This window comes from Amycolatopsis solani (genome assembly GCF_033441515.1).
GTDB classification, from domain to species: domain Bacteria; phylum Actinomycetota; class Actinomycetes; order Mycobacteriales; family Pseudonocardiaceae; genus Amycolatopsis; species Amycolatopsis solani.
This window is the reverse complement of sequence record NZ_JAWQJT010000001.1, coordinates 2,274,886-2,287,626: the sequence shown is the minus strand read 5'-3', so window position 1 is coordinate 2,287,626 and position 12,741 is coordinate 2,274,886. Positions and strand designations below refer to the sequence as shown.

Here is a 12,741-nt window from a genome sequence, read left to right as displayed (position 1 = left end):
CTGCCTGCCGGACTACTCCTTGCGACGCAAGGAAATCAGCCGGTCCGGCCCCCGCTGGCGAGCAGCTGGGCGATGGGCAGCGTCGCCGCGCCGAGCGCGACCGCCTCGGGCCCGAGCCTGCCGAGGACGACCTCGGTGCGCCCGGCGAGGTAGTCGAGCGCGTGGCGGCCGACGGCGTCGCGGACGGCGGGCAGGATCGCCGGACCCATGATCGCGCCCGCCGAACCGGCGAGCACCACCCGGTCCGGGCTGAGCAGGTTGATCAGGTTGGCGATGCCGATCCCCAGGTATTCGCCGGTTTCGGCGAGGACCTCGGCCGCGGGGCCGCCCTCTTCGGCCGCGGCCACGATGTGCGCGAGCTCGGCGTCGCTTTCGTCCCCGATGACCGGTTGCTTGCCGACTCTGGCAGCGTAGTGCCGGACGACGGCCTCGGTGCCGACGTAGGCCTCCAGGCAGCCGTGCGAACCGCAGCGGCAGGGCGCGCCGCCGGCCTTGACGACGGTGTGGCCCCACTCGCTGGTCGTGATGCCGGGGTGCGACCGCCCGGCCGTTGCGACGGCGGCCCCGACCCCGACGCCGAGCAGGGCGACGATGGCGCGTTCGGCACCCCGGCCGGCCCCGCGCCAGGTCTCGGCCTGGCCCAGGGTGCGAGCTCGGTTGTCGAGGTGCAGGGGCGCCTGGATGTACGGGTGGATCAGGTCGCCGAAGGCCACGCCGCGCCAGCCGAGGGTGGGCGCGTGCACGATCCCGCCGTCGCGGACCGCGCCGGGCACGCCGATGCCGACGCCGAACACCGCGTCCGGTTCGCCCCCTTCGAGAACTTCGGCGATGCCCGTGCGCACCAGCCCGGCCACTTCGTCCGGGTCGAGCCGGGTGCCGACGAGCGGGTGGCGCACCGTGCCGAGGGTGCCGAGCGCGCAGTCGAAGAGGCCGACCTCGACGTGGGTTTCGCCGACGTCGACGCCCACGACGTGGCCGAAGTCGGGCCGCACGGCCAGCAGCGTCCGCGGCCGCCCGCCGTCCGATTCGACCGAGCCGGCCTCGGCGACGACGCCGTCGGCGATCAGTTCGGAGACGACGTTGGTAACGGTGGCGGCCGAAAGTCCCGATTCAGCTACCAGTTCCAGTCTGCTGACCGGGCCGCGGAGGTAGAGGGAGGAGAGCAGCGCCGCGCGGTTGTGCCGTCGGAGGTCTCGGGTTGTCTGACGCACCACCTGGGTCACCTGGGGGATTGTGCCAGAGACCCACCGTGCGACCATCAGTTCGGGACTTAGTTCACCACTTAATACATAGCCACAACTTACGGTGATCAGGCATCCTGGTCGAAGCCGGTAAGTTTTCAGATGGGTTGCCCATGGCGAGCAAGCGCACCACCGTCCGCGATCTGCGACGGCACAACCGTTCCCTGCTGCTGTCGAAACTGTACTTCGACGGCCCGCTGTCGCGGCACGAACTGAGCCAGCTCACCGGATTGAGCGCCGCCACGGTCAGCAACGTGACGGCGGAACTGGGCGAAGAACGGCTCATCACGGAGGCGGGCCAGGTCGAGTCCGACGGCGGCCGCCCGCGCGTGCTGCTGCGCGTCGACCCGGCGTACGGCCACGTGGTGGGCGTCGACATCGGCGAAACCGGCGTCAAGGTGGAGCTGTTCGACCTGTCGATGCGCCGGCTGGCGACGGTGGAGCACCCGCTCCCGAAGGCCCCGGACGCGGCGACGGCGGTCGAGCAGGTGACGTCCGGCCTGCGCGAGGTGTTCGCGACGGCGGGCATCGACGAATCGGGCGTACTGGGCGTGGGCATCGGCGTCCCGGGCACGGTCGAGCAGGGCGCGCGGGTGCTGGTGCACGCGCCGACGGTGGGCTGGGACGCGGTCCCGCTGGTGTCCCTGCTGCGCGACGCCGGCGTCGGGCTCCCGCTGTTCGTGGACAACGGCGCGAAGACGCAGGGCCAGGCGGAGATGTGGTTCGGCGCGGGCCGCGGCGCCCGCCACGCGGTCATCGCCCTGATCGGCTCGGGCGTCGGAGCGGCGGTGGTGACGGACGGAACGACCTACCGCGGCTCGACGAGCAGCGCGGGCGAGTGGGGCCACACGACGATCGCGTACGGCGGCCAGGAGTGCCGCTGCGGCGCCCTCGGTTGCTTGGAGGCGTACATCGGCGCCGGCGGGGTGCTGGCGCGGTACCGGAAGGCGCGCGGCAAGGACGTCCCGGGCGAGGACGAGCAGGCCCAGTTCACGGCACTGCTGGAGGCGGCACCGCGCTCGAAGACGGCGGCCCGCGTCCTCGACGAGACGGCGGGCTACCTGGGCGCGGGGATCGCGAACTTGATCAACTTGTTCAACCCCGAGCGGATAGTGATCGGCGGGTGGGCGGGGTTGGCGCTGGGCGAGCAGCTGCTCCCGCGGATCCGAGCGGCGGCCGGGGAGCACGCACTGCGGCACCCGTTCAGCCAGACGTCGATCCAGCTGGGGTCACTGGGCCTGGACGCGGTGGCCACGGGAGCGGCGACGTTACCGGTGGCGGACCTGCTGGAGCAGGGCGCAACGTCCCGGCTGGCGAAGCCGGCGGCGTCGGGCGCCCCGGACTCCGACGCGGCCTGAGAGCCTGGCCCGCTGGGTCGCATGTGCACGGCCCGCCCGCTCCCGCGAGCCCACGAGGTCCGCCGGCCCGCTCGCCCCGCGCGGCCCGCTCCTGCGCTGCCCGCCCCGCCCGTGTGCCCGCGCAGGGCACGCCGGCCGACTCACTCTGCGCACGGCCCACCCGCGCGCCCAAGCAGGGTCCGCCAGCCCGCCCGCTCTCGCACGGCCCGCCCGCGCGCGCACGCAGGGCCCGCCGGCCGACTCACCCTGCCCACGGCCCGCCCCGCGCGCCCACGCTGGGTACGCCAGTCCGCCCGCACAGCCCGGCCCCGTCGGCGCGCCCACGCAGGGCAACTCACCCTGCGCACAGCCCGCCCCGCGCGCCCACGCAGGGGTCCGCCAGCCCGCCCGCACAGCCCGCCCGCACAGCCCGCCCGCCCTGGGGGACCGCCCCGCTCCAGCGTATCGACCCCGACCGACAAAACCCCCGCGCCGAAGGCCGCCGAGGCCGGACCATCCACAACTCCGCGGACCTGTGGACAACCGGCGACCGCAGGGCCGCAGCACCGTGCCCCACTGACCGGAACACCGGATCGCCCCAGCTCACCGCCTCGGCCCCGTAACCCACCCACCCTTAATTCGGGTTGAAAAAAAATGACCGGCCGACGGTTGCCCGGCTTGTCTGGACCATGCATACTTTGTTGCCAGGCACAACAAAGCGCCCGTCCCCGAGCCACCCCGCCCCGGCTCGAGGGCTCGACCGCGCCTGCCGCCGCCCCGGCATGCGAGGCACCTCCCCTCCCCGCGTTCCGTGCTGCGCGCGGAACGCCGTCCCCCCAACGGTGAGAGAGGCGACAACGATGTCCACCTCAAAACTCCGCAAGAGATGGGCGGCGCTCTTCGCCGCCTGTTCGCTGCTCGTCCTCGGCCAGCAGGCGCTGACCGCGCCGGCCGCCGAAGCCGCGGCCACCTTCACCGATGACTTCAACGGGCCCGCCGGGTCCGCCGTCGACGGGTCGAAGTGGCAGCTCGAGACCGGCGACAACGTCAACAACCACGAGCGGCAGTACTACACCTCCGGCACGAGCAACGCCCAGCTCGACGGGCAGGGCCACCTCGTCATCACCGCCAAGAAAGAAAATCCCGGCAACTACAACTGCTGGTACGGCCGCTGCGAGTACACCTCCGCGCGGATGAACACCGCCGGCAAGTTCAGCCAGGCCTACGGCCACTTCGAAACGCGCATGAAACTCCCGCGCGGACAGGGCATGTGGCCCGCGTTCTGGATGCTCGGCGGCGGCAACTGGCCCACCGACGGCGAAATCGACATCATGGAGAACGTCGGTTTCGAGCCGAACACCGTGCACGGCACCATCCACGGGCCCGGCTACTCCGGCTCCGGCGGCATCGGCGCGGCCTACAACGGCCCGAACTTCTCCGACGACTTCCACACCTACGCCATCGACTGGGCACCCAACCAGATCAAGTGGTACGTCGACGGGAACCTCTACCAGACGCGCACGCCGTCGGACCTCAACGGCAACCGCTGGGTCTACGACCACGGCTTCTTCCTCATCCTGAACCTCGCGGTCGGCGGGTACTGGCCCGGCGATCCCAACAGCAGCACGCAGTTCCCGCAGCAGCTCGTCGTCGACTACGTGCACGTCACCAACACCTCGGGCGGCGGCAGCGGCCGGACCGGCACCATCACCGGCATCGGCGGCAAGTGCGTCGACGTCGCCGGCGCGAACAGCGCCAACGGGACGCCGATCCAGATCACCGACTGCAACGGCAACGCCGCACAGAGCTGGACCATCGGCACCGACGGCACCATCCGCGCCTACGGCAAGTGCATGGACGTCGCCGCCGCGGGCACCGCGGACGGGACGCCGGTGCAGCTCTACGACTGCAACGGAACCGGCGCCCAGCAATGGGTCGTCACCGGGGCGCGCGACATCGTGAACCCCAACGCGAACAAGTGCCTCGACGCGACGGGCAACAGCTCCGCGAACGGCACCCGCCTGCAGATCTGGACCTGCGGCGGCGGCGCCAACCAGAAGTGGACAACGCCCTGATCCACCCCCGGTCGTGAGTGGTAAGTCGGGTTAGAACCCGACTTACCACTCACGACCCCATTCCCCACAAGGAGAATCCCAGTGCGGCGAATCCTCGTCGCGCTAATGGGGTGTGCCCTGTTAGCGCTTTCTTCCCTCACGTCCGGCTCCGCCCAAGCCGCGGTCGAAGCGGGTCCGTCCGCGAGCCAGCTGCTCGCGAAAACCCAGAACTGCCAACAGATCTCGAACGGGAAGTATTCCTTCGACGAAGGCGGCGCGGCCACCGTTCCCGTCTGCCAGACCGCTGGCGCGGTGTTCTTCACCGCCGACATGGACATCGACTGCGACGGCGTCCGCACCACGCAGTGCAACGAGAACACCGACTGCTGCTTCTACCCCGACACCGCGTTCCACACCTCGACCGACCAGCCGCTCAACGCGGCACAGCTCCCGTACATCGTCCTCCCGCAGCCGACGTCCACATGGGACTACCGCAACTACGGGATCGACGGCGGTTCGGTCGTGGCGGTGATCTACAACAACCAGGTCACCTACGCGGTCGTCGGCGACACCGGCCCGACGAGCATCATCGGTGAAGCCTCGTACGCCACCGCCGTCAACCTCGGCATCAACCCCGACCCGAGCAACGGCGGCACCGAAGGCCCGGTGACCTACGTCGTGTTCCCGAACACGCACGTGAACCCGATCGAAAACCACGCCACCGCGGTCAGCCTCGGCGAGCAGGTCGCGACGCAGTTCGTCGGCGGCACCACACCCCCGCCCGCCGGGACCGCCGGGCCGATCAAGGGCATCGGCGGCAAGTGCGCCGACGTCGCGGGCGCGAGCAACGCCAACGGCACCGCCGTCCAGCTCTACGACTGCAACGGCACGAACGCTCAACAGTGGACAGTCGGCACGGACGGTTCGGTCCGCGCGCTGGGCAAGTGCCTCGACGTCACCAGCGCCGGCACCGCCAACGGCACCCCGACCCAGCTCTGGGACTGCAACGGCTCGAACGCCCAGAAGTGGTCGGCCAACGGTTCTCAGAACCTCGTGAACGCCGGCTCCGGCAAGTGCCTCGACGCGACCGGGAACTCGAGTGCCAACGGGACCCGGCTCCAGATCTGGACCTGCGGGTCCGGCGCGAACCAGAAGTGGACGCTCCCATGAGAAAACTGCTCACCCTGCTCGGCGTGACCGCGCTCGCCGCGGCCACCTTCGCCGCGCCCGCGCAGGCCGCGGGCGAGACGGTCAACGTCTGGCTCACCACCACCAGCGACTCCGGCGGCCGGACGGTCACCCGCGGTCTCCAGCAGCAGACGCCGGTCACGTTCGCCTCGGGCACCGGCTCCGGTGGCGTGACCATCAACGTCAACGAAGGCACCACCTACCAGCAATTCGAAGGCGGCGGCGCGTCCTTTACGGACACCGCGGCCTGGCTGATGAACTCCAGCGGCGCGCTTTCCCAGGCCACCCGCGACGACACGATGCGCAAGCTGTTCGACCCGAACAACGGCATCGGGCTGAGCTTCATCCGCAACCCGCTCGGCGCGTCCGACCTCGCCCGCTACAGCTACACCTTCGACGACATGCCGGCCGGCCAGACCGACCCGAACCTGACGCACTTCTCCATCGCCCACGACCAGGCCGACGTGCTGCCGCTGACCAAGCAGGCCAAGCAGCTCAACCCGCAGGCCAAGGTGATGGCGTCGCCGTGGAGCGCGCCGCCGTGGATGAAGGACAACGACAGCTACCTGCTCGGCTGGGTCGAATCGCAGTACTACCCGGCCTACGCGCAGTACTTCGTCAAGTACCTCCAGGCCTACCAGGCCGCGGGCGTGCCGATCGACTACGTCTCGATGCAGAACGAGCCGACGTGCTGCGCGAGCTACCCGTCGACCAACTGGAACGGCGCCGGGCTCGCGTACTTCGCGAAGAACAACCTGCTGCCCGCGCTGCAGAACGCGGGTCTGTCCACAAAGGTCCTCGCGCTCGACTGGAACTGGGACACCTACGCGTCCTACGGGGCACCGACCCTGGACGACTCGGCGATCCGCAACCACCCGAACTTCGGCGGCGTCGCCTGGCACGGCTACGGCGGCGACATCGCGCAGCAGACGACCACGCACAACCAGTACCCGAACGTCAACGCGTACTCGACCGAACACTCCGGCGGCACCTGGATCTCGAACCAGCAGGCCGAGGACATGAACAACATCGTGGACTACACCCGGAACTGGTCGAAGAGCGTCACCAAGTGGAGCCTCGCCGTCGACCAGAACATGGGCCCGCACAACGGCGGCTGCGGCACCTGCACCGGCCTGATCACCGTCCACAACGGAGACTCGCGCAGCGGGCAGGTCGACTACACCGTCGAGTACTACACGATGGGTCACCTGACGAAGTTCGTGAAGCCGGGCGCGTACCGGATCGACTCGAACGACAACTCGACCGTCCGCAACGTCGCCTGGAAGAACCCGGACGGCTCGAAGGCGCTGATCGCGTACAACTCCAGCACCGGCAACCAGAGCGTGCGGGTGAACTGGGGCAACTCGTCCTTCACCTACACCCTGCCCGGCCACACCTCGGCGACGTTCACCTGGAGCGGCAACCAGGGCAACGGCGGCGGCACCGGCAAGACCGGCCCGATCACCGGCCTCGGCGGGAAGTGCGTCGACGTCGCCGGCGCGAGCAGCGCCAACGGCACCGCGGTCCAGCTCTACGACTGCAACGGCTCCACCGCCCAGCAGTGGACCGTCGGCACCGACGGCACGATCCGCGCGCTCGGCAAGTGCCTCGACGTCACCGGTCAGTCCACAGCGGACGGTGCACAGCTGCAGCTGTGGGACTGCGGTGGCACCGCGAACCAGAGATGGGCGGCGAACGCGGCCAAGGACCTCGTCGGTGCCGGGTCGAACAAGTGCGCCGACGCCACCGGCAACTCCAGCGCCAACGGCACCCGGCTGCAGATCTGGACCTGCACCGGCGCCGCCAACCAGAAGTGGAACGTGCCCGCATGAAGAAGACAGCGGTATTCGCGGCCCTGATCGCCGCGTCGGCCCTGGTGTTCGCACCGGGCGTCGCGCAGGCGGCAACCGGGCCGATCACCGGCATCGCCGGCAAGTGCGTCGACGTCAACGCGGCGAGCAGCGCCAACGGCACGGCCGTCCAGCTCTACGACTGCAACGGCACGAACGCTCAACAGTGGACGGTCGGCTCCGACGGATCCCTGCAAGCGCTGGGCAAGTGCCTCGACGTGACGAGCGCCGGCACCGCGAACGGCACGACCGTCCAGCTCTGGGACTGCAACGGCTCCGCCGCCCAGAAGTGGACGGCCAACTCGGCGAAGAACCTCGTCAACACCGGCTCGGGCAAGTGCCTCGACGCCACCGGCAACTCCAGCGCGAACGGCACCCGGCTGCAGATCTGGACGTGCGCGAGCACGGCCAACCAGCAGTGGACGCTGCCGAGCGGGAACACGACGCCGCCGACCGGCCCGGGCGTGATGGCCGTCGCGCCGTACCTCTACAACGGCTGGGGTGACCCGCCCAACCCGCAGACGATCCAGAACGCCACCGGCGTCAAGTGGTTCACGCTGGCGTTCATCCTGTCCAACGGCTACTGCAACCCGCAGTGGGATGGCGGCCGGGCGCTCACCGGCGGCGTCGACCAGAACACGATCAACGCGGTGCGCGCGGGCGGCGGCGACGTCATCCCGTCGTTCGGCGGCTACTCCGGCAACAAGCTGGAGTCCTCGTGCGGCAGCGCGGGCGAGCTGGCGGCGGGCTACCAGAAGGTGATCAACGCCTACGGTCTCAAGGCGATCGACATCGACATCGAGGCCGACGCCTACAGCAACCCGACCGTGCAGCACCGCACGGTCGACGCGCTGAAGACGGTCCGGGCGAACAACCCGGGCATCAAGCTGTACGTCACCTTCGGCACCGGACAGTCCGGACCGGACAACAGCCTGGTCAACCGGGCGGCGCAGTCCGGTCTCACGGTCGACGGCTGGGTCATCATGCCGTTCGACTTCGGCGGCGCCGGCCAGAACATGGGCACGCTGACGCAGCGGGCGGCCGAGGGCCTCAAGAACGTCGTCAAGAGCGCGTACGGCTACGACGACGACACCGCGTACCGGCACATGGGGATCTCGTCGATGAACGGGATCACCGACAACAGCGAGACGGTCACCCTGAACGACTTCACCACCATCCTGGGCTACGCGAACGCGCACCACCTGGCCCGGTTGACGTTCTGGTCGGCCAACCGCGACCGCCCCTGCCCGGGCGGCTACCCGAACAACGACACGTGTTCGGGTGTTTCCCAGCAGGCGTGGGACTTCACGCGGATCTTCGCCCGCTACGCCGGCTGACACCACGGAGTGAGGGCTGCCGGGCCGCGGCACTGGGGAGGCGGCGACCCGGCAGCGTGGTCCGCCTGCCGCTGGGGGTCTCCGGCGGCGGAACCGCACCGAGGTTATCCAGCGGCGCCGGAGCCCGGCCGGTGCTCGGCCCGTCCGGACGTCAAGCGTGCCCGAAAGCGCACCGTAAACTGGCGGCCGTGGCGGAGACGACAGTGGACAACGTGCTGGCCGAGCTGGCCGCCCTCGACGACCCCAAAGTCCGTGCGGTCAACGAAAAACACGGTGACGACCACGGCGTGAACCTGAGCAAGCTGCGAGCGGTCGCGAAACGACTGAAAACGCAGCAGGACCTCGCCCGCGAGCTCTGGCGGACCGACGACACCGCGGCCAAGCTGCTCGCGACGCTCATCTGCCGCCCGAAAGCCTTCGAGCGCGCCGAGCTGGACGCCATGCTCCGGACCGCGCGCACCCCCAAGGTGCACGACTGGCTCGTCAACTACGTCGTGAAGAAGAGCCCGCACGCCGAGGAGCTGCGCCAGGCGTGGTTCGCCGATCCGGACCCGGTGGTGGCGAGCGCCGGCTGGGCGTTGACGACGGCCCGCGTACCCACGATGACCAAGGGCTTGAGCGAGCTCCTCGACGTCATCGAAAAGGACATGAAGGACGCACCGGACCGCCTGCAGTGGGCGATGAACCACTGCCTGGCCCAGATCGGGATCGAGCACGACGACCTCCGCGCCCGGGCGATCGAGATCGGCGAGCGCCTGGAAGTGCTGAAGGACTACCCGACGCCGCCGAACTGCACGTCCCCGTTCGCGCCGGCCTGGATCGCCGAAATGGTGCGACGGCGGTAGCTACTCCGCCGAGATCGCCGCGCGGGCGGCCTCCGCGCGATCGGCGTACGCCTCGACCAGCTGCTCCTCCGCGTCTTCGAGGTACTTCATCAGCAGCTGCTCCGCGCCCGGCCCGTCGCCCGCCTCGATGCGGTCGAGGATCTCGTGGTTGCGCGGCAGGTAGCGCTCGTGGAAGCGGCGCGGCTCGGCCATGATGTGGAAGACGAGCCGCAGCTCGGCGGTCAGCCTGCCGACCAGCTCGTTGACGCGCTCGCTGCCGGACAGCGCGGCCAGCTCCTGGTGGAACCAGACGTTCGCGGTGCCGAGGTCCTTCCAGTTGCCGGTGCGGGCGGCCTCGTCGCCGATGTCGACCTTCTCCTTGATGCGCCCGAAGGTCGGCGGCTTGGCCGTCACGCCGCGGACCGCCGCGCACTCGATGATCTTGCGGACGCGGTAGATGTCGACGACGTCCTCAACGCTCGGGATGCGGACGAAGACCCCGCGGTTGAGCTCGTGCGCCAGCAGCCGCTCGTGCGTGAGCAGCCGGAACGCCTCGCGCAGCGTGTTGCGCGAGACGCCGAGCGCGTTGCCGATGTCCTGCTCCGACAGCCGGCCACCGGGCAGGAAGAAGCCCTCCGCGATGCGCTTGCGGAGGACGCCGGCGACCCGCTCGGCCGTGCTCTTGCGGCTGACCAAGCCCCGGTCGGCCGCCAGGCCCGGTAACCCGCTGTCTTCGATGACCACGCTCCGATGGTACCCATCACACAGGGGACGATCCAATTGCCATCTTGTGGAATTGTTCAACAATCTCTACCGTGTGAGGCGCGCCACGATGAGAGACACTGGCCAGGAGGTGCCCCATGACCGCGACCACTACAACCGAGGCCCGGCCGTTCGACTGGTTCCGCACGCTCGGAAAACGCGGACGGCGCGCCTTCGTCGGCGCGTTCGGCGGCTACGGACTGGACTCGTTCGACTACCAGACGCTGCCGCTCGGCCTGGCCGCCATCACGGCCTACTTCGGCATTTCGAGCGGTGAAGCCGGCCTGCTCGGCACGACGACGCTGGTCGTGTCGGCCGTCGGCGGCGTCGGCGCGGGCATGCTCGCCGACCGGATCGGCCGCGTCCGCACGCTCCAGATCACCATCGCGATGTACACGATCTTCACCGTGCTCTGCGGGTTCGCGCCGAACTTCGAGACGCTGCTCGTCTTCCGCGCGCTGCAGGGCCTCGGCTTCGGCGGCGAGTGGGCGGCCGGCGCGGCGCTGGTGGCGGAGTATTCGCAGGCCAAGTACCGCGGCCGGACCGTGGCGTTCGTGCAGAGCGCGTGGGCGGTCGGCTGGGGCCTGTCGGTGGTCGTCTACACCGTCGTGTTCAGCGTCGCGAGCGACGACGTGGCCTGGCGGATCATGTTCTGGACCGGTGTCATCCCGGCGCTGCTCGTGCTGTGGGTCCGCAAGAGCGTCAAGGACGCCCCGCGCGCGGAAGAACGCCTCAAGGCCGAACGCCCGAAGGGCACGCTCGTCCGGATCTTCAAGGGCGACCTCGTGCGCACGACGTTCTTCGCCGCGCTGCTGGCCACCGGCGTCCAGGGCGGGTACTACACGATCTCGACGTGGCTGCCGTCCTACCTGAAGAAGACGCGCGAGCTGACCGTGATCGGCACCGGCGGCTACCTCGCGTTCCTCATCACCGGCGCCTTCGTCGGGTACATCTGCGGCGGCTACCTCACGGATCTACTGGGGCGCAAGAAAACGTTCCTGACCTTCGCGCTGCTCTCGGCCGCACTGATCGTCGCGTACACGCAGATCCCCAAGGGCGCCAACGGGCTCGTGCTCGTCCTCGGCTTCCCGCTCGGCTTCTCGATGTCCGCGATCTTCAGCGGCTTCGGGGCGTTCCTCGCCGAGCTGTACCCGACGGCGCTGCGCGGCACGGGCCAGGGCTTCACCTACAACTTCGGCCGCGCGGTCGGGGCGATCTTCCCGACCGTCGTGGGCTTCCTCGGGGCCGGCGGAGCGATCGTCTTCGGCGCGATCGGCTACGGCATCGCGGTGCTCGCGCTGCTCGGCCTCCCGGAAACCAGGGGCATCGAACTCGTCGACTGAGGGGGATCTCGTGACGACCTTTGACCAGCCGGCCACCTTCACGCCGGCGCAAGCACGCGCGGTGTTCCGCCGCGGCACCGCCCGCCCGACCACGGGCTGGGCCAACGGCTTCACCCAGACCAACCTGATCGCCGTCCCCGAGGACTGGGCGTACGACGTCCTGCTCTTCTGCACCCGCAACCCGCAGCCGTGCCCGCTGCTCGACGTCACCGACCCCGGCGACCCGGCCACCCGGCTCGCCGAGGGCGCGGACCTGCGCACCGACCTGCCGCGCTACCGGATCTGGCAGAACGGCGTGCTGGCCGGCGAGGTGTCCGACGCGAGCGGGCTGTGGCGCAGTGACATGGTCGCCTTCTCGATCGGCTGCAGCTTCACGTTCGAGACGGCGCTGGCCGCCGAAGGCGTCCCGCTGCGGCACGTCGACCAGGGCCGCAACGTCGCGATGTACGTGACGAACCGGCAGTGCGAGCCCGCCGGGCGGCTGTTCGGCCCGATGGTGGTGTCGATGCGGCAGATCCCGGAGGACCGCGTCGACGACGCCATCCGGATCACCCGGGCGATGCCGGCCGTGCACGGCGCGCCGGTGCACATCGGCGATCCGCGGGCGCTGGGGATCGAGGATCTTTCGCGGCCGGACTTCGGCGATCCGGTGGACGCGCACCCCGGCGACGTCCCGGTGTTCTGGGCCTGCGGCGTCACCCCGCAGGCGGCGCTGATGGCGTCGCGGCCCCCCTTTGCGCTCACCCACGCGCCGGGGTACATGTTCATCACCGATCGCCACGACAGCGAATACCGGGTGGGCTGA

The 12,741-nt window shown here is 70.0% G+C and carries 10 protein-coding genes; 8 read left to right on the top strand and 2 right to left on the bottom strand.

What is annotated here, in order from left to right:
- Positions 1 to 35: 35 nt before the first annotated feature.
- Positions 36 to 1,223 (bottom strand): ROK family transcriptional regulator, encoded by a 1,188-nt coding sequence (locus tag SD460_RS11425; RefSeq protein WP_290053133.1) that lies wholly within the window; start codon positions 1,221 to 1,223, stop codon positions 36 to 38.
- Between the two features lie 131 nt (positions 1,224 to 1,354).
- Here SD460_RS11425 and SD460_RS11420 point away from each other — a divergent pair, with 131 nt between their 5' ends.
- From SD460_RS11420 to SD460_RS11395, 6 genes are all read left to right on the top strand, one after another.
- The gene (locus SD460_RS11420) at positions 1,355 to 2,599 is read left to right on the top strand and encodes an ROK family transcriptional regulator (protein WP_318306133.1); all 1,245 of its coding nucleotides are present in this window, start codon (positions 1,355 to 1,357) and stop codon (positions 2,597 to 2,599) included.
- Between the two features lie 839 nt (positions 2,600 to 3,438).
- Entirely contained in the window at positions 3,439 to 4,653 is a 1,215-nt protein-coding gene (locus SD460_RS11415) for an RICIN domain-containing protein (RefSeq protein ID WP_290053129.1), read from the top strand.
- Between the two features lie 81 nt (positions 4,654 to 4,734).
- The gene (locus SD460_RS11410) at positions 4,735 to 5,802 is read left to right on the top strand and encodes a ricin-type beta-trefoil lectin domain protein (protein ID WP_318306132.1); all 1,068 of its coding nucleotides are present in this window, start codon (positions 4,735 to 4,737) and stop codon (positions 5,800 to 5,802) included.
- Entirely contained in the window at positions 5,799 to 7,652 is a 1,854-nt protein-coding gene (locus SD460_RS11405) for a ricin-type beta-trefoil lectin domain protein (protein WP_290053128.1), read from the top strand. The genes SD460_RS11410 and SD460_RS11405 overlap by 4 nt, the downstream gene beginning before the upstream one ends.
- Positions 7,649 to 9,007, top strand: coding sequence for a ricin-type beta-trefoil lectin domain protein (locus SD460_RS11400; protein ID WP_290053125.1), 1,359 nt, complete (start codon positions 7,649 to 7,651; stop codon positions 9,005 to 9,007). The genes SD460_RS11405 and SD460_RS11400 overlap by 4 nt, the downstream gene beginning before the upstream one ends.
- A 188-nt stretch (positions 9,008 to 9,195) precedes the next feature.
- Positions 9,196 to 9,852: a DNA alkylation repair protein gene (locus tag SD460_RS11395; RefSeq protein ID WP_290053122.1), complete on the top strand. Its 657-nt coding sequence runs from the start codon at positions 9,196 to 9,198 to the stop codon at positions 9,850 to 9,852.
- Here SD460_RS11395 and SD460_RS11390 read toward each other — a convergent pair whose 3' ends face one another.
- Positions 9,853 to 10,575 (bottom strand): GntR family transcriptional regulator, encoded by a 723-nt coding sequence (locus SD460_RS11390; RefSeq protein WP_290053119.1) that lies wholly within the window; start codon positions 10,573 to 10,575, stop codon positions 9,853 to 9,855.
- A gap of 116 nt (positions 10,576 to 10,691) precedes the next feature.
- Here SD460_RS11390 and SD460_RS11385 point away from each other — a divergent pair, with 116 nt between their 5' ends.
- Both SD460_RS11385 and SD460_RS11380 read left to right on the top strand, forming a co-directional pair.
- Positions 10,692 to 11,936 (top strand): MFS transporter, encoded by a 1,245-nt coding sequence (locus tag SD460_RS11385; RefSeq protein WP_290053118.1) that lies wholly within the window; start codon positions 10,692 to 10,694, stop codon positions 11,934 to 11,936.
- 10 nt (positions 11,937 to 11,946) lie between these two features.
- On the top strand, positions 11,947 to 12,741 hold the full coding sequence (locus SD460_RS11380; protein WP_290053115.1) for a putative hydro-lyase: 795 nt from the start codon (positions 11,947 to 11,949) through the stop codon (positions 12,739 to 12,741).

Excerpts from the sequence above, each read along its gene's own strand:
- SD460_RS11420 (WP_318306133.1), top strand. The coding sequence starts at position 1,355 with ATGGCGAGCAAGCGCACCACCGTCCGCGATCTGCGACGGCACAACCGT.
- SD460_RS11415 (WP_290053129.1), top strand. The coding sequence starts at position 3,439 with ATGTCCACCTCAAAACTCCGCAAGAGATGGGCGGCGCTCTTCGCCGCC.
- SD460_RS11405 (WP_290053128.1), top strand. The coding sequence starts at position 5,799 with ATGAGAAAACTGCTCACCCTGCTCGGCGTGACCGCGCTCGCCGCGGCC.
- SD460_RS11400 (WP_290053125.1), top strand. The coding sequence starts at position 7,649 with ATGAAGAAGACAGCGGTATTCGCGGCCCTGATCGCCGCGTCGGCCCTG.
- SD460_RS11385 (WP_290053118.1), top strand. The coding sequence starts at position 10,692 with ATGACCGCGACCACTACAACCGAGGCCCGGCCGTTCGACTGGTTCCGC.